21 protein-coding genes are annotated in these 23,325 nt (G+C 61.6%); 15 read left to right on the top strand and 6 right to left on the bottom strand.

Annotated elements, in window-relative coordinates; genetic code table 11:
* Window positions 1-47 precede the first annotated feature (47 nt).
* Window positions 48-899, top strand: coding sequence for an S-formylglutathione hydrolase (gene fghA, locus KHO31_RS14995; protein WP_201071016.1), 852 nt, complete (start codon window positions 48-50; stop codon window positions 897-899).
* Window positions 900-958: 59 nt separating this feature from the next.
* Here the strand turns inward: fghA and KHO31_RS14990 are convergent, their stop codons facing one another.
* From KHO31_RS14990 to KHO31_RS14980, 3 genes are read right to left on the bottom strand one after another with little or no spacing between them, the layout of a single operon-like run.
* Window positions 959-1,741 (bottom strand): metal ABC transporter permease, encoded by a 783-nt coding sequence (locus KHO31_RS14990; protein ID WP_201071013.1) that lies wholly within the window; start codon window positions 1,739-1,741, stop codon window positions 959-961.
* Window positions 1,734-2,699: an ABC transporter ATP-binding protein gene (locus KHO31_RS14985; RefSeq protein WP_201071011.1), complete on the bottom strand. Its 966-nt coding sequence runs from the start codon at window positions 2,697-2,699 to the stop codon at window positions 1,734-1,736. Before KHO31_RS14985 ends, KHO31_RS14990 begins: the two co-directional genes overlap by 8 nt.
* Window positions 2,696-3,667, bottom strand: a complete 972-nt coding sequence (locus KHO31_RS14980) for a metal ABC transporter solute-binding protein (RefSeq protein ID WP_201084745.1) — start codon at window positions 3,665-3,667, stop codon at window positions 2,696-2,698. Before KHO31_RS14980 ends, KHO31_RS14985 begins: the two co-directional genes overlap by 4 nt.
* Window positions 3,668-4,077: 410 nt before the next feature.
* Between KHO31_RS14980 and KHO31_RS14975 the strand changes: the two genes are divergently transcribed.
* The 7 genes from KHO31_RS14975 to KHO31_RS14945 all read left to right on the top strand — a co-directional run bounded on the left by KHO31_RS14975 (window position 4,078) and on the right by KHO31_RS14945 (window position 10,637).
* The gene (locus KHO31_RS14975; protein ID WP_201071006.1) at window positions 4,078-4,860 is read left to right on the top strand and encodes an L-iditol 2-dehydrogenase; all 783 of its coding nucleotides are present in this window, start codon (window positions 4,078-4,080) and stop codon (window positions 4,858-4,860) included.
* 97 nt (window positions 4,861-4,957) lie between these two features.
* Window positions 4,958-6,280 carry an ABC transporter substrate-binding protein gene (locus KHO31_RS14970; protein WP_211623655.1) on the top strand — a complete coding sequence of 441 codons (1,323 nt, stop codon included), beginning with the start codon at window positions 4,958-4,960 and terminating at the stop codon, window positions 6,278-6,280.
* 208 nt (window positions 6,281-6,488) lie between these two features.
* Window positions 6,489-7,424, top strand: a complete 936-nt coding sequence (locus KHO31_RS14965; RefSeq protein ID WP_211623653.1) for a carbohydrate ABC transporter permease — start codon at window positions 6,489-6,491, stop codon at window positions 7,422-7,424.
* Window positions 7,425-7,462: 38 nt separating this feature from the next.
* A complete protein-coding gene (locus KHO31_RS14960) occupies window positions 7,463-8,296 on the top strand; it encodes a carbohydrate ABC transporter permease (RefSeq protein WP_236071273.1) in 834 nt (277 codons plus the stop codon).
* Window positions 8,293-8,994, top strand: coding sequence for an HAD family hydrolase (locus KHO31_RS14955; protein WP_201071002.1), 702 nt, complete (start codon window positions 8,293-8,295; stop codon window positions 8,992-8,994). Before KHO31_RS14960 ends, KHO31_RS14955 begins: the two co-directional genes overlap by 4 nt.
* A gap of 166 nt (window positions 8,995-9,160) precedes the next feature.
* A complete protein-coding gene (locus KHO31_RS14950; RefSeq protein WP_201070999.1) occupies window positions 9,161-10,270 on the top strand; it encodes an ABC transporter ATP-binding protein in 1,110 nt (369 codons plus the stop codon).
* A 70-nt stretch (window positions 10,271-10,340) separates the two neighbouring features.
* Entirely contained in the window at window positions 10,341-10,637 is a 297-nt protein-coding gene (locus KHO31_RS14945; RefSeq protein ID WP_201070997.1) for a DUF1330 domain-containing protein, read from the top strand.
* A gap of 24 nt (window positions 10,638-10,661) precedes the next feature.
* On the opposite strand, the gene KHO31_RS14940 is transcribed toward KHO31_RS14945, so the two are convergent.
* The 3 genes from KHO31_RS14940 to dalD form a co-directional block, all read right to left on the bottom strand.
* A complete protein-coding gene (locus tag KHO31_RS14940; RefSeq protein ID WP_201070995.1) occupies window positions 10,662-11,609 on the bottom strand; it encodes a sugar-binding transcriptional regulator in 948 nt (315 codons plus the stop codon).
* Between the two features lie 78 nt (window positions 11,610-11,687).
* Window positions 11,688-13,169 carry a xylulokinase gene (gene xylB / locus KHO31_RS14935; RefSeq protein ID WP_201070993.1) on the bottom strand — a complete coding sequence of 494 codons (1,482 nt, stop codon included), beginning with the start codon at window positions 13,167-13,169 and terminating at the stop codon, window positions 11,688-11,690.
* Window positions 13,170-13,282: 113 nt separating this feature from the next.
* A complete protein-coding gene (gene dalD, locus KHO31_RS14930) occupies window positions 13,283-14,695 on the bottom strand; it encodes a D-arabinitol 4-dehydrogenase (protein ID WP_211623649.1) in 1,413 nt (470 codons plus the stop codon).
* Between the two features lie 386 nt (window positions 14,696-15,081).
* On the opposite strand from dalD, the gene KHO31_RS14925 reads away from it, so the two are divergent.
* From KHO31_RS14925 to KHO31_RS14895, 7 genes are all read left to right on the top strand, one after another.
* Window positions 15,082-16,062: an AraC family transcriptional regulator gene (locus tag KHO31_RS14925; RefSeq protein ID WP_201070989.1), complete on the top strand. Its 981-nt coding sequence runs from the start codon at window positions 15,082-15,084 to the stop codon at window positions 16,060-16,062.
* Between the two features lie 128 nt (window positions 16,063-16,190).
* A complete protein-coding gene (locus KHO31_RS14920; protein ID WP_211623647.1) occupies window positions 16,191-17,144 on the top strand; it encodes an ABC transporter substrate-binding protein in 954 nt (317 codons plus the stop codon).
* Between the two features lie 62 nt (window positions 17,145-17,206).
* The gene (locus KHO31_RS14915; RefSeq protein WP_201070983.1) at window positions 17,207-18,727 is read left to right on the top strand and encodes a sugar ABC transporter ATP-binding protein; all 1,521 of its coding nucleotides are present in this window, start codon (window positions 17,207-17,209) and stop codon (window positions 18,725-18,727) included.
* Window positions 18,714-19,721 carry an ABC transporter permease gene (locus tag KHO31_RS14910; RefSeq protein WP_201070980.1) on the top strand — a complete coding sequence of 336 codons (1,008 nt, stop codon included), beginning with the start codon at window positions 18,714-18,716 and terminating at the stop codon, window positions 19,719-19,721. Before KHO31_RS14915 ends, KHO31_RS14910 begins: the two co-directional genes overlap by 14 nt.
* Before the next feature lie 38 nt (window positions 19,722-19,759).
* Complete coding sequence (locus tag KHO31_RS14905) at window positions 19,760-20,854, top strand: alcohol dehydrogenase catalytic domain-containing protein (RefSeq protein WP_201070977.1); 1,095 nt, start codon at window positions 19,760-19,762, stop codon at window positions 20,852-20,854.
* A 48-nt stretch (window positions 20,855-20,902) separates the two neighbouring features.
* Complete coding sequence (locus KHO31_RS14900; RefSeq protein ID WP_201070975.1) at window positions 20,903-22,447, top strand: FGGY-family carbohydrate kinase; 1,545 nt, start codon at window positions 20,903-20,905, stop codon at window positions 22,445-22,447.
* Window positions 22,444-23,181, top strand: a complete 738-nt coding sequence (locus KHO31_RS14895) for an SDR family oxidoreductase (RefSeq protein WP_201070972.1) — start codon at window positions 22,444-22,446, stop codon at window positions 23,179-23,181. The genes KHO31_RS14900 and KHO31_RS14895 overlap by 4 nt, the downstream gene beginning before the upstream one ends.
* Window positions 23,182-23,325: the final 144 nt, after the last annotated feature.

The raw sequence follows: 23,325 nt of genomic DNA, 5'->3' as shown, positions 1-23,325 counted from the left end.
ATACGCCACTTATGCGCCACTGACCCGGCACGCAAAGGAACACGTCGATGCTTGAACTATTGTCGTCACATGCCTGTCATGGCGGCGAGCAGCGGATTTACCGGCATGACTCGCAGACCATCGGTCTGCCGATGCGCTTCTCGATTTATCTGCCGCCGCAGGCCTTGCAGGCTAACGCGAATGTGCCCGCGCTGTTCTATCTTGCGGGCCTGACCTGCACTGAAGAAACTTTTCCAGTCAAGGCGGGTGCGCAGCGCTTCGCGGCCCAGCACGGCATCGCCCTGATCGCGCCGGATACCAGCCCGCGCGGTGCGGGCGTGCAGGGCGAAAGCGCGGCGTGGGACTTCGGTGTGGGCGCGGGCTTTTACATCAACGCGACGCAGCAGCCATGGGCGAAGCACTATCGGATGTACTCGTATGTGCGCGATGAACTGCGCGAAACGGTGCTCGCGAATCTGCCGGTGGACGGTGCACGTCTGGGCATCTTCGGGCATTCGATGGGGGGGCACGGCGCGTTGATGCTGGCGCTGCGCAACCCGGAGATCTATCGGTCGGTGTCGGCGTTCGCGCCGATCGCCGCGCCTTCACAGTGCCCGTGGGGCGTGAAGGCGTTCAGCGGGTATCTGGGCGAAGACCGCGAAGCGTGGAGGCAGTATGACTCGAGCGAACTGGTCGCCCACGCGTCGCGTAAGTTCGCGCAAGGGATTCTGGTCGATCAGGGGCTGGCGGATCAGTTCCTCGCCGAGCAGTTGAACCCGGATGTGTTCGAAGCGGCCTGCAAGGCCGCGGGACAGCCGCTGACGTTGCGTCGTCATGCAGGCTACGACCACGGGTATTACTTCATCTCGACTTTCATCGAGGATCATCTCGCGCATCACGCGCAGGTGTTGCTCGGCTGAAATTCGGCAGGGCGATGGTGGATGGCGGCGGCACGCAGTGTGCTGCCGCCAAGCGCCGCTCAACGACGCTTCAACAAGCTCCCGCCATATACGACAGCCGACAGCACGGTGATCCAGAAGCTCGTCGGCCAGTCGGTATAGAACGCCAGCGTCAGACCCAGCCAGGCCTGTATCAGCGCGAACATGGCCGCGAGAACGAGACCGGTCGAGAGCCGCGTCGTCATGTTCTGCGCAGCGGCCGCCGGCCCGACCATCAGCGTGAACACCAGCAGCACGCCGACGATCTGCGTACACGCTGCCACCGCCAGTGCGGCAATCGCCAGAAACAGTACCGACACCAGCCGCAACGACACGCCCTTGGCTTCGGCCAATTCGGGCTGCAACGAAGCAAACAGCAACGGCCGCATGATCGCCGCGAGCGCCAGCAAACTGACGACGCCTAACGCCGCCAGCACGCCGAGCGTCGACGCATTCACGCCGAGCACGTTGCCGAACAGCAGCGCAGTCACCTGCGTCGCGTAGGCGGTGAAGAAGTGCAGGAACAGCAAGCCAAAGCCGAGCGACAGCGACAGGATCACGCCGATCGCTACATCGCGTCCGGCGAGCCGCTCGCCGAGCGCGCCCATGCCGACGCCCGCTACCAGGGTGAAGCCGATCATCCCCCAGATCGGCGAGATGCCGATCAGTACCGCGCCGGTCGCGCCGGTGAAGCCGACATGCGAGAGCGCGTGGCCCGCGAAGGTCTGCCCGCGCATCACCAGAAAATAGCCCACCACGCCTGCCAGCACCGCGACGATCCCCGACGCCGCGAACGCGTTCACCATGAAATCGTATTCAAACATCGTGCGTGTGTCCGTCGCGTGAGTCGTGCTGGTGTGAGTGGCCGTGTGCGCCACCGTGGTCGTGCGAATGCGAGTGGCTATGACCGCCGTTCTCGTCGTGTTCGTGCTCGTGATCGTGTTTTTCGACTTCGACGTCGCCCGACATCACGAAGATGCGGCCGTTCACGCGCATCACGTCGATCGGCGAGCCATAGAGCCGCGACAGCACCGGCCGCGTAATGACTTCATCGACGGTGCCGAGCGCGGCGACGCCGCTGCCGAGATACAGCACGCGGTCGAGCGCGTGCAGAAGCGGGTTCAGCTCATGCGCCGAAAACAGCACGGCAATGCCGAGTTCCTGCTGCACGCGCCGCACCAGTTCCACCACGGTCTTCTGATGATGCGGATCGAGGCTGATCAACGGTTCATCGAGTAACAGCAGCTTGGGATTGCCGAGCAGGCATTGGGCGAGCAGCAACCGCTGACGCTCACCGCCCGACAGTTCCGATAACGGCCGTTCGGCCAGCTTGCGGCCGCCCACCAGATCCAGCACCCGCTCGACGTCCGCGCGGGTCTTGCTGTCCGCATGGGGCAGGCCCCAGCGGTGGCCATCGGCGGCCATCGCGACGAAATCGCGGCCGCGTACGCGGCGCCCGGCCAGCGCACTGCGCGTCTGCGGCATATATCCGATCGACGCGTTGCCGCGCTCGACCGGCTGCCCCAGCACACGGATCGCGCCGCTCGCGGCCGGCACGAGACCAAGCACGGCGCGCATCAGCGTGGTTTTGCCCGCGCCGTTCGGCCCGAGCACGCCGATGAATTCGCCCTGGTTCACCACGAAGCCGGTGTCGCGCAAAATCGTGCGGCCGCCGAGTTCGAGCGTCACGCGATCGAGTTCGAGCACGGGCGCGCGGCTGCGTCCGCGGTTGGATGGGTTGGTTAATGCATCAGCTGGCGTGCTGCGGCCAGTCACGTTCATGGGGTTTTTCCTTTGGCGCTTGTTGCCCCCGCCGTGCCCGCATCGCCCGAGGCCAGCGCCGTGCCCAGCGCGTCGAGCTGCGTCAGCATCCACGTCTGATAGGTCTTGCCGGCCGGTTCGGTTTCGGTGACGCTCATGGTCGGCACCTTCGATTGCTGCGCGAGCTTCAACATGCGTTTGGTCAGGGCCTCGGTTGCCTGGCTGTTATAGATCAGAACGCGAACGCGCCTGTCGCGCAGATCGCGTTCGAACGCGGCGATATCGGCCGCGCTTGCTTCAGTGTCGTTCATCGTCGCCAACTGGAAGCGCAGATTGCGCATCGAGAGGCCGACCGCGTCCGACATATAACCGAACACCGGTTCGGTCGCCGTCACCGGCACGCCGGCGTAACGGCCGTGCAGATCGGCGACTTTGGCGTCGATGGGTTTCAGCGAATCGAGAAACTTCGCGAGGTTCGCATCGTACGCCGACTTGTGCGCCGGGTCAGCCGCGACGAGCGCCTCGCTCACCGCGCGCGCCACTTTCGGCATGGTTTGCGGGTCATACCAGAGGTGGGGATTATCGCCGCCCTTCTTGCCGACGAGGTCCGCGGCGACGATCGTGGTGCGCTTCGTGCTCTTCGAAGCGGCCAGCAGTTTCGCCATCCACGGATCGTAGTCGGCGCCGTTGTAGACCACAAGGCTCGCATGCTGCAAGGCGCGCGCCGTCTTCGGGCTGGCTTCGAACAGGTGCGGATCCTGATCCGGATTGCTGAGGATGCTCGTCACGTCGACGCGGTCGCCGCCCAGTTGCTGCACGACGTCACCGTAAAAGTTTTCCGCTGCCACCACCGGGATTTTCGCATCTGCGGCATACGCGGCGCTATGGCTGAGCGCGAAAGCACCAGCGGCCGCCGCGCCCATGGCCACGGTCTTCGACAGCTTCAGCGCACGGCGCGCCCCGTTCAACATCGAGCCGAATTTCTTCATCGTTGTTCCCTGCTGCGTGAGAGTTGAATGCACTACAAACCTTAGGAGCGGCGCGCTTTGGTGGTCATGCGAGGCGTTCGTGCATCTGTTCATCCCTGCGCACCGGCGGTGCTGCGCGCAGCTCGCCGGCCCAAAGCTGAGCGAGTTCGAAATGATATAACGTATCCAAAATTCTTGTCAGCGACTTATGCAGAAAGTAGCTTGGCTGCCTTCGATTTCTCGTATTAGCGTCAAACGAGACCGTAAGAGGGTGCGTGGTGGTCCTGCCGCGCTGCACCATCGAAATCTGGTCGAGCGCCTTGACATGACCCGGTCCGTATCCGATCATTCGATCACAAACAGAGCAATTGTTCGCGCAACGAGCGTTCGCTCACCGCGCTTCGAGAAGCGAAACGAACCGGAGACAAGCAGTGGCGGCACGATTGCAAGACAAGGTGGCCATTCTGACGGGCGCGGCAAGCGGAATCGGTGAAGCCGTGGCCCGGCGCTATCTGGACGAAGGCGCGCGTTGCGTGCTGGTCGATGTGAAGCCGGCGGACAGTTTCGGCGATTCGTTGCGCGCCGCCTACGGCGACCGTGTGTTGGGTGTCAGCGCCGACGTGACGCGCCGCGAGGATATCGAACGCATCCTCGCGAAGACGGTGGAGCGCTTCGGCCAGGTCGATATCCTGTTCAACAACGCGGCGCTGTTCGATATGCGCCCGATTCTCGATGAATCCTGGGACGTGTTCGACCGCCTCTTCGCGGTCAACGTGAAGGGCATGTTCTTCCTGATGCAAAGCGTCGCCCGGAAAATGGTCGAGCAGGGCCGCGGCGGCAAGATCATCAATATGTCGTCGCAAGCCGGGCGGCGTGGTGAGGCGCTGGTGTCGCACTACTGCGCAACCAAAGCCGCCGTGCTCAGCTATACGCAATCCGCGGCGCTTGCTCTCGCGCCGCACAAGATCAATGTGAACGGCATCGCGCCGGGCGTCGTCGATACGCCGATGTGGAATGAAGTCGACGCGCTGTTCGCCCGCTATGAAAACCGGCCGCTCGGCGAGAAGAAGCGCCTGGTCGGTGAAGCGGTGCCGCTTGGCCGTATGGGTGTGCCGGACGATCTGACCGGCGCCGCCCTGTTCCTCGCGTCGGCGGATGCAGACTACATCACCGCGCAAACCCTGAACGTCGACGGCGGGAACTGGATGAGCTGAGCGGATAGCAGTGTAGATGGGCCGGACCTGCTTCACCCTTCGTCATTTTCGTAGAACAAACGCAGCACTACATAACGTACGAGAAAGGAGACAACACATGAAACCCGTTACTCAATCTGCGCTGAAGGCGCTCAGTGCCGGCGCGCTTGCATGCTTTGCGTTGCACGCGCAGGCGGCCACGGTGACCATCGCCACGTTGAACAATCCGGACATGATCGAGCTGAAGAAGCTCTCGCCCGCTTTCGAGCAGGCAAATCCGGATATCAAGCTCAACTGGGTGATTCTCGAAGAAAACGTGCTGCGTCAGCGCGCCACCACCGATATCACGACCGGCAGCGGCCAGTTCGATGTGATGACGATCGGCGCGTACGAAACACCGCAATGGGGCAAGCGCGGCTGGCTCACGCCGCTCACCGGCCTGCCTGCTGATTACGATCTGAACGACGTCGTGAAGACGGCCCGCGACGGTCTCTCGAGCGGCGGCCAGTTGTACGCGCTGCCGTTCTACGTCGAAAGCTCGATGACGTATTACCGCAAGGATCTGTTCGCGGCCAAGGGCCTGAAAATGCCCGATCAACCGACTTACGACCAGATCGCGCAATTCGCGGACAAGCTCACGGACAAAGCGAACGGCATGTACGGCATCTGCCTGCGCGGCAAAGCCGGCTGGGGCGAAAACATGGCGTACGCGACGACGGTGGTGAACACCTTCGGCGGCCGCTGGTTCGACGAAAAGTGGCAAGCGCAACTGACCTCGCCGGAATGGAAAAAGGCCATTACGTTCTACGTCGATCTATTGAAGAAGGACGGCCCTCCGGGAGCGAGCTCGAACGGCTTCAACGAAAACCTCACGCTGATGTCCTCGGGCAAATGCGCGATGTGGATCGACGCGACGGTGGCCGCCGGCATGCTCTACAACAAGCAGCAGTCGCAAATCGCCGACAAGGTGGGCTTTGCTGCGGCGCCGATCGCTGTCACGCCGAAGGGTTCGCACTGGCTGTGGGCCTGGGCGCTGGCCATTCCGAAGTCGTCGAAGCAGGCTGACGCGGCGAAGAAGTTCATCGCGTGGGCCACGTCGAAGCAGTACATCGAACTGGTCGCGAAGGATGAAGGCTGGGCCTCGGTGCCGCCGGGAACGCGTCAATCGACTTACGCGCGCCCCGAATACAAGCAGGCTGCACCGTTTGGCGACTTCGTGCTGAAGGCAATTGAAACGGCGGATCCGGATCACCCGACGCTGAAGCCGGTGCCGTACACCGGTGTGCAGTTCGTCGGCATCCCCGAGTTCCAGTCGTTCGGCACGGTGGTCGGTCAGAGCATCTCCGGCGCGGTTGCCGGTCAGATGACGATCGATCAGGCGCTGGCAGCCGGGCAGGCAACGGCGAACCGCGCTGTGCAACAGGCCGGTTATCAGAAGTAAGCCGACCCGCGAGCGCTGCAACGTAACGTGAAACGCGCCGGCTGACGCCCGTCAGCCGGCTCACGCAGCACAGCGGGCCGTCCTCGACACTTATTTGCCACGCATTTGCTAATGACGCGCTGCGACACCGCAGGCGTCGCGGTGAGTGATGCGGCTAAAACGGTGTCGTCCTCGGACAGCCCGCGCATTACCGAACAGGTGGTCAATCATGCGTCCTCTGCGCCTACCTCTCATGCATGCCCATCCCCAGACAGAAAAAGAACGCGAAATCCGCAAAGCCAATTCCGCCCGCTGGCTGGTGTCGCCCTCGGTCGCGGTACTCGTACTGTGGATGGCCATTCCGCTGGCGATGACGATCTGGTTTTCGTTCTCGCGCTACAACCTGCTGAATCCGGATCTCAAGGGCTTCGCCGGATTCGACAACTACAAATATCTCGCCACCGATCCGTCGTTCGGACCGTCGATCGGGCACACGCTCGAACTGATCATCTCGGTGCTGGTGATCACGGTGGTCGGCGGCGTGCTGATGGCGATCCTGTTCGATCGAAAGTTCTACGGTCAGGGCATTGCGCGCCTGTTGGCGATCGCACCGTTCTTCGTGATGCCGACAGTGAGTGCGCTGATCTGGAAGAACATGATCCTGCACCCGGTGTACGGCCTGATCGCACAAGGCATGCGCGCGATCGGCATGCAGCCGATCGACTGGTTCGCCGACTATCCGCTGACGGCGGTGATCATGATCGTCGCGTGGCAGTGGCTGCCGTTCGCGTTCCTGATTCTGTTTACCGCGATCCAGTCGCTCGATCAGGAGCAGAAGGAAGCGGCGCGCATCGACGGTGCGGGTCCGTTCTCCATGTTCTTCTACATCACGCTGCCTCACCTGAAACGGGCGATCGCGGTGGTGGTGATGATGGAGACGATTTTCCTGCTGTCGATCTTCGCCGAAATCTATACGACCACGGGCGGCGGTCCGGGCACTGCGACCACCAATCTGTCGTACCTGATCTATTCGCTGGGCCTGCAACAGTTCGACGTCGGTCTCGCTTCGGCAGGCGGCATTCTGGCTGTCGTGCTGGCTAACATCGTGTCGTTCTTCCTTGTGCGGATGCTCGCGAAGAACCTGAAGGGGGAGTACGAAAAATGAGCCACGTTGCCTCTACACCGGCGTCCACCACGACGTCCATGAGCGTGCCGACCAAGTCGCCGTTCGACGCGATTCGCCGCGGCATTCCCGGCGTGATCGCCTGGCTGGTCGCGCTGCTGCTGTTCTTTCCGATCTTCTGGATGACGATCACCGCGTTCAAGACGGAGCAGCAGGCGTATTCGTCGTCGCTGTTTTTCATCCCGACGCTCGATAGCTTCCGCGAGGTGTTCGCGCGCAGCAACTACTTTTCGTTCGCGTGGAATTCAATCCTGATCTCGGCGGGCGTCACGGTGCTGTGCCTGATTCTCGCCGTGCCGGCCGCGTACGCGATGGCTTTCTTTCCGACGCGACGCACGCAGAAGGTGCTGCTGTGGATGCTGTCGACCAAGATGATGCCGTCGGTCGGCGTGCTGGTGCCGATCTATCTGCTGTGGAAAAACAGTGGCCTGCTCGATACGGTATCGGGTCTGGTGATCGTCTATACGCTGATCAACCTGCCGATTGCAGTGTGGATGTCGTTCACGTACTTCGCGGAAATTCCGCGCGACATTCTCGAAGCGGGGCGGATCGACGGCGCGGCGACGTGGCAGGAAATCGTCTACCTGCTGATGCCGATGTCGCTGCCGGGGCTCGCCTCCACCGCGCTGCTGCTGGTGATCCTGTCGTGGAACGAAGCGTTCTGGAGCATCAACCTGTCGAGTTCGAACGCTGCGCCGCTGACCGTGTTCATCGCGTCGTATTCGAGTCCTGAAGGCTTGTTCTGGGCCAAGCTCTCCGCTGCTTCGCTGCTCGCGGTCGCGCCGATCCTGATCGTCGGCTGGCTGTCGCAGAAGCAACTGGTGCGCGGGCTGACGTTCGGGGCGGTCAAATGACGGCAGTCACGACGGCGAGTAATTTCGCTCTGATCTGCGATTGCGACGGCGTGCTGATCGACAGCGAAGCCGTGGCGGCGCGCATGCTGGTGCATGAACTCGAAACGCGCTGGCCCGATGCCGATGTCGAACCGGTGGTGCTGCCGCTGCTCGGCTTGCGCATCGAAAAGGTGTTGGAGGGCACGGCGGCGCAACTTGGCAGAAGGCTCAGCGCCGAAGATATCGATGCGATACGCCGCGCGGTCGAAGCGGCGGCGATGCAGGCGCCCACAGTCGTTGGAATCGAAGCCGCGCTCGCGCAGGTACCGCTCACCAAAGCGTGCGCGAGCAACAGCTTCCGGCCGTATGTCGAGAACGTACTGGCGCGCACGGGCCTCGTGAGGTTCTTCGGCGATCGGCTCTTTTGTGCCGATGCGGTGCCGAACCCGAAGCCCGCACCCGATGTCTATCTTGCCGCAGCGCTCGGTGTCGGCCTCGCGCCGTCCGCCTGCCTCGTGGTGGAAGACAGCGTGACGGGCGTGACGGCAGCGACCGCGGCGGGCATGACGGTGCTGGGTTTTATCGGCGGCGGTCATGCGAGCGACGCGCAGATCGACGCATTGCATGCAGCGGGCGCGCGTACCGTATTCGACGACATGCAGCAGTTGCCGGAACTGGTCGCGCAATGGACGCTGAGCGCGACAGCACCGGCGCCGTAGCCGCGGCGGGTTAGAGCAGATGAGCGGCGAATGAGCAGGATCTGAGCCGCACATGGAGAAGTGAATCAACGCAGCTGCTGAAGACATGGAAGCAACTTAAGCAACTTAAGCAACCGACGCAGCTGAAGCACCGTTAGCAACACACAGCAATACACGGAGACACATCATGGCAAGCGTAACTCTGCGCAACATCAGAAAAGCCTACGACGACAACGAAGTGATGCGTGACATCAACCTCGACATCCTCGACGGCGAATTCGTCGTGTTCGTCGGCCCGAGCGGTTGCGGTAAATCGACGCTAATGCGGATGATCGCCGGCCTCGAAGATATCAGCGGCGGCGATCTGACCATCGACGGCACGCGCGTGAACGACGTGCCGCCCGCCAAGCGCGGCATCGCGATGGTGTTCCAGTCGTACGCGCTGTATCCCCACATGACGCTGTACGACAACATGGCGTTCGGCCTGAAACTCGCCGGCACCAAGAAGCCGGAGATCGACGCCGCCGTGCGTAACGCGGCGAAGATCCTGCACATCGACCATCTGCTCGATCGCAAGCCGAAGCAGCTTTCGGGCGGTCAGCGTCAGCGGGTTGCGATCGGCCGCGCGATTACGCGCAAGCCGAAGGTGTTCCTGTTCGACGAACCGTTGTCGAATCTCGACGCCGCGCTGCGCGTGAAGATGCGCCTCGAATTCGCGCGTCTGCACGACGAGTTGAAGACCACGATGATTTACGTGACGCACGATCAGGTCGAAGCCATGACACTGGCCGACAAGATCGTGGTGCTGTCGGCGGGGAATGTGGAGCAGGTCGGCAGCCCGACCATGCTGTACCACGCGCCCGCCAATCGCTTCGTCGCCGGTTTCATCGGTTCGCCGAAGATGAACTTCATGGAAGGGGTGGTGCAATCGGTGACGCACGACGGCGTCACGGTGCGCTACGAAACCGGCGAGACGCAGCGTGTGGCGGTGGAACCGGGTGCGGTGAAGCAGGGCGACAAGGTCACCGTCGGCATTCGCCCCGAGCATCTGCACGTCGGCACCACCGAAGACGGCATCTCGGCGCGCACCATGGCGCTCGAATCGCTCGGCGACGCAGCGTATCTGTATGCAGAATCGAGCGTTTCGCCGGATGGCCTGATCGCGCGGATTCCGCCGCTCGAACGGCACGCCAAGGGCGAGACGCAAAAGCTTGGCGCCACGCCGGATCACTGTCATTTGTTCGACAGCGAAGGGAAAGCATTCCAGCGTAAGATCGTCGAAGTGCTGGCCGCGTGAGTAGGTGATTGGGAAAGCGGCGGGCGCGTCGCTTTCCGTCGGTCACGTTGTTCACGCTCAGGAAACGCTCATGCCCGCTTATGTTGTCATCACGCGCGAGAAAACGCTCGACCCCGCCAAGCTGGACGAATACAAACAGGTTGCGCCCGCAGTCTTCGAGAAGCATGCGGTAATGGTGCTCGCGAGCCACGGGGAAAAAGAAGTGGTGGAAGGTCCGCCAATCGAGGAAATCCTGATTCTCGAATTCCCCAACTACAACGAAGCGATCGCGTGGTATCGCAGCCCAGCGTATCAGGCGGTCAGCGAGACGCGCCTGCAGGGCGGTGAGTATCGCATCATCATCACGGAAGGACTGCCGGTGTTGTAGGGCAGCTGTCTTTGTCCGCCACGTTCAGGCTTCCAGCGCCGCCCGCGCGCACAACTCGTCGGTCACCAGCCCCGACAGCCAGCCGCCTTTGAGCACCGCGATCAGCGCTTCGCGTTTGCGCTCGCCGCCGGCAAAGCCGATGGTGGGCCGCCGTGGCGGTGAATCGAGCGCGATGCTGGTGACGCGCCGGCCGGTCGGCGATTCGACGTGCACGCCGGATGCATCGATCGGCAGGCCGAGCATTTCAGCCACCGCACCGTTCTGCACCAACTCATTCACTTCTGCGGTCGTGATAAAGCCGTCTTCGTGCAGCGGGCATTTCGGCCCAATATTGCCGATGCCGACGAATGCGACGTCGGCCTGAGCCGACAGCGATTCGACGATCCGGTACAGCCGGTGATTGCACCACTGCGCGCGTTCGGCCTCGCTGTCGGCGAGCAACGGCGCGGGCAGCAGAAAATGCTTGCCGCCGGTCTTCTCCGAAATGTGCAGCGCGACGTCGTAGCGGTTCGAGGAGCCGTCCTGGGCGATCGCCCCGACCATCGATACCAACCGGTGCTGCGGACGCTCCAGCTGGGCGATCTGATCGACCGCGGCCTTCAGCGTGCGGCCGCTGCTCACAGCGACCACCATCGGTTTTTCTTCGCCGAGATAGCGTTCCATGACCTGCGCGCCGGCCACAGCCAGCTTGCGGTCGACTTCCTCCGGCGTATCGCTGTCGATCGGTACGACTTCGCACATGCTCAGGCCGTAGCGCTTCGAGAGTTGATCGGCGAGCGCAAGACAATCGGCCAGTTTGTGATCGACGCGCACGCGAATCAGATTCTTCTCGACAGCGAAGGCGACCAACCGCTGCGCGACTGGACGTGACACCTGCAGTTTCTCGGCGATCTCGTTCTGGGTATTGCCGGCAACGTAATAAAGCCACGCGGCGCGGGTAGCAAGATCTAATTTTTCTGTGGACTTGGGCACGGTGACGGTTCGCTTGTAGTGCGCCGATGATAGCAGCCAGTCCCCGCCTCTCAACGGGAACTGGCTGTGGTTTGCCGGTTAGGCGAGCGGTTGCCGCGCGGGGTCGAACAGAGGCCGAACGTGGCGGTAGAGTGCGCGATACGCTTCGAGCCGGTTGCGCAGTTCGGCGTGCCGTCGCGGGTTCGGCGTGAACTCCTTTTCGATCGGTGGCTTGGTGAGCACCCTGGCCGGGTCACCGCCTGCGGCTAACCAACCGAGGCGCGCCGCGCCGAGCGCCGCACCCGTCTCGCCGCCACCATGCTTACGGGTGGCGGTGTCGAGCGCGTCGGCGAGCAGTTGCGCCCAGTAGTCGCTGCGAGCGCCACCGCCGAGCAGGGACAGCGCCTTCGCTTCAGTGCCGGCCGCGCGCAACGCATCGAGGCCGTCGGTGAGCGCGAGCGTCACGCCTTCCAGCACCGCATAACCGAGCAACGCGCGATCGGTTGCGTGATTCATGCCGAAGAACACGCCTTGCGCGTACGGGTCGTTGTGCGGCGTACGTTCCCCCGACAGATAGGGCAAAAAGAGCGGGGCGGTGTTCAACGCATCCGCTGGCAGCGCCTCGATTTCGGCGAGCAGGGTCGGCTCGTCGGTGGAGGTGAGCTTGCAGACCCAGCGCAAACAACTTGCCGCCGACAGCACCACGCTCATCTGATGCCAGCGATCCGGAATCGCATGACAGAACGCGTGCACCGCGGAAGCGGGGTTCGGGCGGAAACTGTCGCCGACCACGCACAACACGCCGGACGTGCCGAGTGAGACGAAGCCGTCGCCCGGTTGCGTCGCGCCGATGCCGATCGCACTCGTAGCATTGTCGCCGCCGCCGGCCGCGACGATCACGCCGTCGCTCAAACCGAACTCGCGCGCCACTTCGGGGAGCAGAGTGCCTGACGGCGCGCTGCCTTCGCACAGGCTTGGCATCTGCGCGCGCGTCATGTTGCAGGCGGCGAGCAGCGAATCGGACCAGTCGCGTTTGGCGACGTCGAGCCACAGCGTGCCGGCTGCATCCGATGGATCGGATACCTTGCCGCCGGTCAGTTGCAAACGTAGGTAGTCCTTCGGCAGCAGTACGCAGGCGGTTTGCGCGAAGATTTCCGGTTCGTGGCGTGCAACCCATAGCAGCTTCGGCGCGGTGAAACCGGGCATTGCGAGATTGCCGGCCACGGTGTGCAACTCCGGCGCGCGCTCGGTCAGCTCCGCACATTCCTTGTCGCTGCGCATGTCGTTCCACAGGATCGCGGGACGCAATACGCGATTCTGCGCGTCCAGCAGCACGGCCCCGTGCATCTGCCCCGAGAGGCCGATGCCGCGAATCTGCGCGAACTCGTCCGGATGTTTGGCGCGCAACGCGGCCAGCGCCGTGCGCGTGCCGGCCCACCAGTCTTCGGGATTCTGTTCGGCCCAGCGCTGATGCGGACGCGAAACGGTAAAGGGTGAGCCTGCGGTGCCGATCACGCGTCCATCGGAGGCGAGCAGCAGGACTTTCACTTCGGACGTGCCGAGGTCGATGCCGAGATACATGGGCGCGAAACCTTCGTCGTTAGGGATGCGCTACTTTAGCCGCATAGGGCAAGCGGTGCCATGCGCATTAAGCCTGGCACCGGCGTGGTTCGCGTGGTTCGATACTGCGCGGGTCAAGCCGCGCCGCGTTTGGCCAGCCATACATCGACACGCGCCAACGCGCCCGCCAACGCCGATTCCAACTCCGGCGTCTGTGCCATGCTGCCCCAAAGCAGCCGGTCTGCGGCGAACGCCTTTAGCGGATCGGGCGCACTAAAGAAACCACGGGCGACGCGCTCGTCCATCACGCCATCCTGATACGCATACGGCAACGTGCCGGCATTCCAGCGTTCGAGAAAGCGGAAGAACAGCGCCGGCAACATCGCCGTCGCCGCCGGCGTGACGCCACGCTCGAAGCATTCGGAGAGGGTCGGCGCGATAAAGCCGGGCAGCTTCGAAAAGCCATCGGCCGCGACGCGCTGATTGGTGTCCTGGATGTAGGGATTGCCGAAGCGTTCGAGCACGACGTCGCGATAGCGTTCGAGATCGAGCGGGCTCGGCGTGAGGCAGGGGATCACGTCCTCGGTCACGTAGTCGAAGGCGAATTTGTTGATGTCCGGGTCGAGCGTGCCTTCGTGGATGTAGTTCAGTCCGACCAGTGTGCCCGCCCACGCAATGCAGCTATGTGTTGCGTTGAGAATGCGGATCTTCGCTTCCTCGTAAGGCAGTACCGAGTCGACCAGTTCCGCGCCGACCTTTTCCCACGCGGGGCGCCCGGCGACGAAGCGGTCTTCTATCACCCACTGGATGAAGGATTCACCCATCACCGGGCAGGCATCGTCGACACCGGTGGCGGCTTTGACGCGTTCGCGTACGTCCGGCGTCGGGCGCGGCGTGATGCGGTCGACCATCGAACTCGGGCACGCGGTGTTGTCGTCGAACCATTGCGCCAGCTCGTCCGCGCCGCGCCGTTCGAGAAACTCGCTCATACCCGCATGAAAACGCTCGCCGTTGCTGCGCAGGTTATCGCAGGTCTGCAGCGTGACAGGGCCCGCGCCGCGCTTCATGCGGGCGTCGAGAATCGCCGCGAGCGCGCCATAAATCGTGGTGTGGCCGCCTTTCAGGTCAGCCGCGAGATCGGCATTGGCCGTGTCTAGCTCGTCCTGTTCGTCGAGGTAATAGCCGCCTTCGGTGACCGTAAACGCAATGATCTTGCAGGCCGGATCGGCGCCTGCTTCGATCAGCGCGTCGAGACTCTCGGTCCACGGCACCACGCGTTCGATCGATCGAATCGTCTCGTACGCGCGCTCACCCTGCGGCGTGACGGTCTCTAGCGTATAGACGCCGTTTTGCGCGGCGAGCGCTTCGAGCACCGCGTTCATGTCGCTGCGGATATTGCCCACGGTCAGCGACCAGTGCGGCTCGCCCGCTACGTTTGCCTCGTTCAATCGATGGAGATACCACGCCTGATGCGCGCGATGAAACGATCCCGCGCCGATGTGCAGGATCACGTGTGCGGCCGTGCCGCTGCCTTGCCCGCTGTTCATGTGCGTCTCCTGAATGTCTTTGACCGCACGGCTCGAAGCGTGCGTTTTTCTTTGGGTGGAGCATTTGCTCTGTCTGTGAGCGAATGATCGTACCCGGCGAAACGAATGTCAAGGCGACGTCAGTGGCTTTTCGTGGCGCAGCGCGGCGTGGCGGGACTTTCGGCGCGGCTCGCGAGGTGTCCACCCGTTATGGGATATGTCTCGCGGTGCGTATTGCATTGCATCAAATTTGACTTTCTCCGCGCCAGGACTAACCCGAATGCAAAAAAGTATCGGTCCGCGGTTTGATTTTTAGTGGTGGATCAGGCTTTTGAGGGCTACTTTTCGCTATACAAGACGAAGCTCAGCGGCACAGGCAACACGCCGCTTCATGGAGGAAGACACAAATGCAACCCGATCTGGAAGTCGTCGCCGTACGGCGTGACGAATCCTTCAAAGCGTGGTCGCACGGCTATCCGTATCGCACGGTGCGCTGGCACTTTCACCCGGAATACGAAATCCATCTGATCGTGGCGACGACCGGCAAGATGTTCGTTGGTGACCATATCAGCAGCTTTGCGCCTGGCAACCTCGTGTTGATGGGGCCAAACCTGCCGCACAACTGGGTCAGCGATGTGCCGGAAGGCGAGACGATTGCGCAGCGTAATCTGGTCGTTCAGTTTGGGCAGGAGTTCGTGTCGAGCTGCATGGGGAGTTTTCCGGAATGGCGCCAGGTTGAGGCGCTGCTCGCCGACTCGCGCCGCGGTGTGTCGTTCGGTGCAGAAACGAGCGCCGCGATACAGCCGCTGTTCATCGAATTGCTGGCTGCGCGAGGACTGCGCCGTCTCGTGCTGTTCATGTCGATGCTTGAAATCCTGATGAACGCCGAAGATCGCGAGACGCTCGCAAGTCCCGCCTATCAGGCCGACCCGACCGGCTTCGCATCGACCCGCATCAATCACGCGCTGTCGTATATCGGCAAAAACCTGTCTAACGATCTGCGCGAATCTGATCTGGCGCAACTCGCTGGGCAAAGCGTGAGTGCATTCTCGCGTTACTTCCGCCGTCATACAGGGCTGCCGTTCGTGCAATACGTCAACCGCATGCGCATCAATCTCGCATGCCAGTTACTGACGGACGATGAACTGAGCGTCACCGATATCTGCTTCAAGGCGGGCTTTAACAACCTGTCGAATTTCAACCGGCAGTTCCTCGCGGTGAAGGGCATGGCGCCTTCGAAGTTTCGCCGCTATCAGCAACTGAACGACGCGAGCCGCGACGCCTCCGAAGAAGCCGCCGCGCGCGGCGCGGGTATCGACAATGCACCCGCGATCGTGCTTGCGCCAGGTCTGCCACGCACCGTCGCCGCTGCTTATCCACCGACGTAGTCCTTCCTACGTGACGCTTCACGCTGAAGCGTTCTAGTTCACCCGCGTTTCAACACCTATCGCGCTGTCCCCAGACAGCGTGAGGGATGTGCTCATCTCATCGAACAGTTTTAATAACGGAGACAACCGTGACGCAATCCACTTCGAAGCAGGCATCGCTGAAAACCTTCGCGCGCAGCACGGCCGCCCTGGTGACGCTCGCATTCGGCCTGTCGTTCATCGCCGCGCCGGCTGCGCAAGCGGCGCCGCTCAAGATCGGCATGACGTTTCAGGAACTGAACAACCCGTACTTCGTGACGATGCAAAAAGCGCTGAACGATGCGGCTGCGTCGATTGGCGCGACGGTGGTTGTCACCGACGCGCACCACGACGTGAGCAAGCAGGTCAGCGACGTCGAAGACATGCTGCAAAAGAAGATCGACATCCTGCTCGTGAACCCGACCGATTCGACCGGCATTCAATCGGCTGTGACGTCAGCCAAGAAAGCGGGTGTGGTGGTGGTCGCCGTCGATGCCAATGCGAATGGCCCGGTCGATTCCTTCGTCGGCTCCAAGAATTTCGACGCGGGTGAGATGGCCTGTGACTATCTGGCGAAGTCGATTGGCGGTAGCGGCGAAGTGGCGATTCTCGACGGCATTCCAGTGGTGCCGATTCTCGAACGTGTGCGCGGTTGCAAGGCGGCGCTTGCGAAAGTGCCCGGCATCAAACTCGTGGATACGCAGAACGGTAAGCAGGAACGCGCGACGGCGTTGTCCGTCACCGAGAACATGATTCAGGCGCATCCGAACCTGAAGGGCGTGTTCAGCGTGAACGACGGCGGCTCGATGGGCGCGCTCTCGGCGATCGAATCGTCGGGCAAGGACATCAAGTTGACCAGCGTCGACGGTGCGCCTGAAGCGATTGCCGCGATTCAGAAGCCGAACTCGAAGTTCATCGAAACGTCCGCGCAATTCCCGGCCGACCAGGTGCGTATCGCGCTCGGCATTGCGCTTGCGAAGAAGTGGGGCGCCAACGTGCCGAAAACCATTCCGGTCGACGTGAAGATGATCGACAAGAGTAATGCCAAGGGTTTCAGCTGGTAAGTCGAACGCTCGTCGTTGTGCTTCTTCGGTGGACATGGCGACGAGCAGCAGAGGAGCACCCGATGGACACGATACTCAAGCTCGACAACATCACCAAAAGCTTTCCCGGTGTGAAGGCGCTGCAAGGCATTCACCTGGAAATTGCGCGTGGTGAGATTCACGCTTTGCTCGGCGAAAACGGCGCGGGCAAATCGACGTTGATGAAAATCCTGTGCGGCATCTATCAGCCGGATGAAGGCACGATCTCGATTGCGGACGAAGTGCGGCACTTCACGAACTACCACGACGCGGTCGCCGCGGGTGTCGGTATCGTGTTTCAGGAGTTCAGCCTGATTCCGTATCTGAATGCGGTGGAGAACATGTTTCTCGGCCGTGAGTTGAAGAACGGTTTGGGTCTGCTCGAACGCGGCAAGATGCGGCGCGCGGCAGCCGCGATTTTTCAGCGGTTGGGTGTAGCGATCGATTTGTCGGTGCCGATTCGTGAACTGTCGGTCGCGCAGCAGCAGTTTGTTGAAATCGGCAAGGCGCTGTCTTTGGAGGCGCGCATTCTGATTCTGGATGAGCCGACCGCGACACTCACGCCCGCCGAAGCCGAACATCTGTTCACGATCATGCGTGATTTGAAGAAGCAGGGCGTCGCCATGATTTTTATATCGCATCACCTGGAAGAGATCTTCGAAGTGTGCGACCGCATTACGGTGTTGCGCGACGGTCAGTACGTCGGCATGACCGAGGTTGCGCAATCGGATGTGAGCCGCCTCGTGGAAATGATGGTGGGGCGCCGCATCGAAAATAGTTTTCCGCCGAAGCCGGCGCTGCGCGCCGATGCGAAGATCGTGCTCGAGGTCGACAAGCTGCAGTTGCTCAAAGACAGCCCGATGCTGAGCTTTACGCTGCGTGCGGGCGAGATTCTCGGTTTCGCGGGACTCGTCGGGTCGGGCCGCACGGAAACGGCGCTGGCGGTGATCGGCGCGGATCCGGCTTATGTGAAAGAGATCCGCATCAACGGCACAGCCGCGAAACTATCCGATCCCGCCGATGCGTTGCGCGCCGGCGTCGGCATTCTGCCGGAGAGCCGCAAGACCGAAGGCCTGATAACCGATTTCTCGATCAAGCAGAACATCTCGATCAACAACCTCGGCAAATACCGCTCGCTGCGTTTTTTCATCGACCAGCGCAGCGAAGCGCGCGCCACCGCCGACATCATGAAGCGCGTCGGCGTCAAAGCTCCGACGATGCACACCGAAGTCGCGACACTTTCAGGCGGCAATCAGCAAAAGGTGGTGATCGCGCGCTGGCTGAATCACCACACCAACATCCTCATCTTCGACGAACCGACGCGTGGCATCGACGTCGGCGCTAAAGCCGAAATCTATCTGCTGATGCGCGAACTCACCGCGCGCGGCTACTCGATCATCATGATCTCGTCCGAACTGCCGGAGATCGTCGGCATGTGCGACCGCGTCGCGGTATTCCGGCAGGGTCGCATCGAAGCGATGCTCGAAGGCGACGAGATCGACTCGAACGCTGTGATGACTTATGCAACAGCCGGCACCCGTGGAGCAAGCCATGAACACGCCTAATCCCTCTTCATCGCCGAAAACGTCGACCGTCAGTAGTGATACGCCGGGCGCGCCCGTGCGCTTTACGTGGGCCGCGTTGAAACGCTCGACGCTGTTCTATCCGTTCATCGGCTTGCTGGTGGTTTGCGTCGTGATGGTATTCGCGAGCGACAGCTTTCTTTCCGCCGCGAATATCGAGAACGTGCTGCGCCAGGTGTCGATCAACGCGATCATCGCTGTGGGGATGACGTGCGTGATTCTGACCGGCGGCATCGATCTGTCGGTGGGATCGGTGATGGCTTTGGCGGGCACGCTCGCCGCGGGCTTGATGGTCGCCGGGATGAATGCGGTGGCCGCGTTGGCAGTGGGTATCGCAGTCGGTTTGGGCTTCGGCGCGGCAAACGGGTTCTTCGTTGCTTTCGCCGGCATGCCGCCGATCATCGTCACGCTCGCCACGATGGGTATCGCACGCGGCCTGGCGCTGATCTACACCGGCGGCTATCCGATCGACGGTTTGCCTGACTGGGTCAGTTTCTTCGGCAGCGGCAAGATACTCGGCATTCAGGCGCCCGTTGTGATCATGGTGGTGATCTACGCGATCGCGTGGGTGTTGCTCGAGCGCATGCCATTCGGACGCTACGTGTACGCGATTGGCGGCAACGAACAGGCGACGCGTCTGTCCGGCGTACGTGTGGCGCGCGTCAAACTGATCGTGTACTCGATGGCAGGTTTGACCTCCGCTTTCGCGGCCATCGTGTTGACCGCGCGCTTGATGAGTGGCCAACCCAACGCGGGCGTCGGCTTCGAACTCGACGCCATCGCCGCCGTGGTGATGGGTGGCACCTCGATTTCTGGTGGACGCGGTTCGATCATTGGCACCCTGATCGGCGCGTTGCTATTGGGCGTACTGAACAACGGCCTGAACATGGTCGGCGTGAACCCGTATGTGCAGAATGTGATCAAGGGCGGAATTATTTTGCTGGCGATCTACATCAGCCGCGACCGCAGAAAGTAACTCTCCACTGACTTCCCCTCTTTTAGCAGGACCATGCAATGACTCAATCCACGCAACCCGATAAGCAGGACATGACGGCGATCGTCTGCCACGCACCGAAAGACTATCGCGTCGAACAGGTGTCCAAGCCCAAGGCCCGCGCGCATGAACTGGTGATTCGCATCGCCGCGTGCGGCATCTGCGCGAGCGACTGCAAATGCCATTCGGGCGCAAAGATGTTTTGGGGTGGCCCGAGCCCGTGGGTCAAAGCGCCGGTGATTCCAGGTCACGAGTTCTTTGGTTTCGTCGAGGAAATCGGCGAAGGCGCGGCCGAGCACTTCGGCGTGAAGATGGGCGACCGTGTGATCGCCGAGCAGATCGTGCCTTGCGGCAAGTGCCGCTATTGCAAATCCGGCCAGTACTGGATGTGCGAAGTGCACAACATCTTCGGCTTCCAGCGTGAAGTCGCGGACGGTGGGATGGCCGAGTACATGCGGATTCCGCCGACGGCGATCGTCCACAAGATTCCCGACGGCATCTCGCTCGAAGACGCGGCGATCATCGAACCGCTCGCGTGTGCGATCCACACGGTGAATCGCGGAGACCTGCAGCTCGATGACGTGGTGGTGATTGCCGGCGCGGGTCCGCTTGGTTTGATGATGACGCAAGTCGCGCATCTGAAGACGCCAAAGAAGCTCGTTGTGATCGATCTGGTTGAAGAGCGCCTGGCACTTGCGCGTGAATATGGTGCGGACGTGACGATCAATCCGAAGCAGGACGACGCGCTGGCGATCATTCATTCGCTGACTGACGGCTATGGTTGCGACGTCTACATCGAAACAACCGGTGCGCCGATCGGCGTCAATCAAGGCATGGAGATGATTCGCAAGCTTGGGCGATTCGTCGAATTCTCCGTGTTCGGTGCGGATACGACGCTGGACTGGTCGGTGATCGGCGATCGCAAGGAGCTCGATGTGCGTGGCGCGCATCTCGGCCCATACTGTTATCCGATTGCGATCGACTTGCTGGCGCGCGGACTCGTTACGTCGAAGGGCATCGTCACGCATGGTTTTTCGTTGGAAGAATGGGACGAAGCGATCAAGGTCGCTAACTCGCTCGATTCGATCAAGGTGTTGATGAAGCCGCGCGCCTGAGCTTTCTTTGCGCAAGTACGGGACGGGCGGTACATAAACGGAGACTGTATGGACTACGTCATCGGCGTCGATATCGGCACTCAGAGCACCAAGGCGCTGCTGGTCGATCAGCATGGCGCGATCGTCGCGCAGCACGCGTCGAGCTATCAGCCGGATACGCCCAAGCCGCTATGGGCCGAGCAATGGCCGGCGGTGTGGTTGAAGGCGGTGATGGAATGCATCGCCGCGTGCGTCGGGAAAGCGAAGGAGGCGGGCGTCGCGGCGAAGTCGATCAAGGCGGTATGCGTGAGCAGCCTGTATGGCGGTTCGGGGATTCCCGTCGATAGCGATATGCGGCCGCTTTATCCGTGTCTGATCTGGATGGACCGGCGTGCGACCGATCAGGTCGAGTGGGTGCGTGACAACATCGATCTCGAGCGGCTGTATGCGATCACGGGCAATGGCGTAGACAGCTATTACGGTTATACGAAGATGTTGTGGTTGCGCGATCATGAGCCGGATGTGTGGGCGCATACGCGTTACTTTCTGCCGCCGAATGCTTATGTGATTTATATGCTCACTGGGGAGGTTGCCGTCGATCATAGTTCGGCGGGCAATATCGGCGGTATTTACGACATCGCGAAACGCGACTGGTCGGATGAAGCGCTCGACATGCTTGGTATTCCCGCGACGATGATGCCGGAGCGGTTGGTGGAGTCGTCCGAAGTGGTGGGTGGGTTGTTGTCGCAGTGGGCCGGGCAGCTTGGATTGGATGTGGGTACGGCGATCGTCGCGGGCGGTGTGGATGCGGCGGTGGCGACGTTTGCCGCGGGCGTCACGCGCGCGGGGCAGCATGTCGCGATGATCGGCACGAGTATGTGCTGGGGGTATATCAATCAGACTGTCGATGCGCGACATGGGCTAATCAGCATGCCGCATGTGTTCAACGGGCAGCGCGATATTTATGTATTCGGCGGAGCGATTACGGCGGGTGCTTCGGTGACATGGTATCGCGAGCAGTTTTGTCATGCGGAGACTGAGGCGGCGCGTGCGATGCCGAATGGGGATCCGCATCGCTTGCTGGAAGAGAGTGCTTCTCAGATCCCGGCGGGTTCGGACGGCGTGATGTTCTTGCCGTATTTGATGGGAGAACGAAGCCCCGTGTGGGATGCGAAAGCGAGTGGGGCGTTTGTTGGTCTAAGCCTGTTTCACACACGGGCGCATTTGTATCGCGCGGTGTTGGAAGGCGTGTCGTTCGCGTTAAAGCACAACATCGAAGCCGGGCGTAAAGGTGCGCAATCGCTGGATGACAAGTTGATCGTGGTGGGCGGCGCCGCGCATTCGGATTTGTGGATGCAGATCATTGCGGACATTACCGGCTATCCGGTTTATACGATCGAGCAGGACGTAGAGGCAGCGATGGGCGCGGCGTTGCTGGCTGGTGTCGGTGCCGGGCTGGTATCGCGTGAAGAGGCGCAGCTTGGATGGGTCACGCTGATTGAACGCGCTGAGCCGAACGCGCAACGGATGGCGTTGTACGAGCAGCGGTTTGGCGTTTATAGGGATTTGTATCCGGCGTTGAAGCCGGTCATGCATCGGTTGCAGACATCATGAATGCTAGTTTTGATTTTTCTGGTCGCTCGATTCTGGTGACGGGTGCGTCGAGCGGAATTGGGCGAGCGACGGTGGAAGCGTTGTGCGCGTCCGGCGCGAATGTGGTCGCTGCAGCTCGGAATGTGAATGAGCTCGCGCGCTTGGCTGAAGAAACCGGATGCGAGCCTTTAACGCTCGACGTGAGCGATGAAGCCGCTATCGATGATGCATTAGGTTCACTTGAAGCGTTCGATGGGCTCGTGAACTGCGCGGGGATTGCGTTGCTTGAGCGTGCCGTGGATACGACTGGCGCAAGTTTCGATCGCGTAATGGGGGTGAATGCGCGCGGGGCGGTGTTGGTGGCGAAGCATGTGGCACGCGGGATGATCGAGGCGAAGCGCGCCGGCAGCATAGTGAATGTTTCCAGTCAGGCTGCGCTCGTGGCGCTCGATGACCATTTGGCTTATTCGGCGTCCAAGGCGGCGCTTGATGCTGTTACGCGTGCTTTGTGTATCGAGTTGGGGCCTTTCGGTATTCGGGTTAATAGCGTCAATCCGACCGTTACGTTGACGCCTATGGCGGTGCAGGCATGGAGTGATCCTGCTAAGCGCGATCCAGCTTTGATGGCGATTCCTTTGCGACGGTTCGCTGAGTCCGCTGAGGTTGCTGCACCGATCATGTTTTTGTTGAGCGATGCGGCTTCTATGATTAGTGGAGTTTGCTTGCCGATTGATGGCGGCTATACCGCTCGCTAGGTGATGTGTTTGCCCGCGTGCTCTGAACGCGGTGGAAAAGCGTGGTCCTAGGCACGAATATGCACAGCGTCCTTGGCGCGCGCTGCACACCGCCAGTTGCGCCTGCGTCACTCTGCGAATGATTTGACGGCGTCGTGGGCGACG

This window comes from Paraburkholderia domus, from assembly GCF_905220705.1.
Taxonomy (GTDB): Bacteria; Pseudomonadota; Gammaproteobacteria; order Burkholderiales; family Burkholderiaceae; genus Paraburkholderia; species Paraburkholderia domus.
The sequence above is the reverse complement of the archived record's forward strand: the minus strand, read 5'-3'. Positions and strand labels throughout refer to the sequence as shown.

Coding starts and splice junctions, on each gene's coding strand:
- fghA (WP_201071016.1), top strand. CDS start 48: ATGCTTGAACTATTGTCGTCACATGCCTGTCATGGCGGCGAGCAGCGG.
- KHO31_RS14990 (WP_201071013.1), bottom strand. CDS start 1,741: ATGTTTGAATACGATTTCATGGTGAACGCGTTCGCGGCGTCGGGGATC.
- KHO31_RS14985 (WP_201071011.1), bottom strand. CDS start 2,699: ATGAACGTGACTGGCCGCAGCACGCCAGCTGATGCATTAACCAACCCA.
- KHO31_RS14980 (WP_201084745.1), bottom strand. CDS start 3,667: ATGAAGAAATTCGGCTCGATGTTGAACGGGGCGCGCCGTGCGCTGAAG.
- KHO31_RS14970 (WP_211623655.1), top strand. CDS start 4,958: ATGAAACCCGTTACTCAATCTGCGCTGAAGGCGCTCAGTGCCGGCGCG.
- KHO31_RS14965 (WP_211623653.1), top strand. CDS start 6,489: ATGCGTCCTCTGCGCCTACCTCTCATGCATGCCCATCCCCAGACAGAA.
- KHO31_RS14960 (WP_236071273.1), top strand. CDS start 7,463: ATGAGCGTGCCGACCAAGTCGCCGTTCGACGCGATTCGCCGCGGCATT.
- KHO31_RS14955 (WP_201071002.1), top strand. CDS start 8,293: ATGACGGCAGTCACGACGGCGAGTAATTTCGCTCTGATCTGCGATTGC.
- KHO31_RS14950 (WP_201070999.1), top strand. CDS start 9,161: ATGGCAAGCGTAACTCTGCGCAACATCAGAAAAGCCTACGACGACAAC.
- KHO31_RS14945 (WP_201070997.1), top strand. CDS start 10,341: ATGCCCGCTTATGTTGTCATCACGCGCGAGAAAACGCTCGACCCCGCC.
- xylB (WP_201070993.1), bottom strand. CDS start 13,169: ATGTATCTCGGCATCGACCTCGGCACGTCCGAAGTGAAAGTCCTGCTG.
- dalD (WP_211623649.1), bottom strand. CDS start 14,695: ATGAACAGCGGGCAAGGCAGCGGCACGGCCGCACACGTGATCCTGCAC.
- KHO31_RS14925 (WP_201070989.1), top strand. CDS start 15,082: ATGCAACCCGATCTGGAAGTCGTCGCCGTACGGCGTGACGAATCCTTC.
- KHO31_RS14915 (WP_201070983.1), top strand. CDS start 17,207: ATGGACACGATACTCAAGCTCGACAACATCACCAAAAGCTTTCCCGGT.
- KHO31_RS14910 (WP_201070980.1), top strand. CDS start 18,714: ATGAACACGCCTAATCCCTCTTCATCGCCGAAAACGTCGACCGTCAGT.
- KHO31_RS14905 (WP_201070977.1), top strand. CDS start 19,760: ATGACTCAATCCACGCAACCCGATAAGCAGGACATGACGGCGATCGTC.
- KHO31_RS14900 (WP_201070975.1), top strand. CDS start 20,903: ATGGACTACGTCATCGGCGTCGATATCGGCACTCAGAGCACCAAGGCG.
- KHO31_RS14895 (WP_201070972.1), top strand. CDS start 22,444: ATGAATGCTAGTTTTGATTTTTCTGGTCGCTCGATTCTGGTGACGGGT.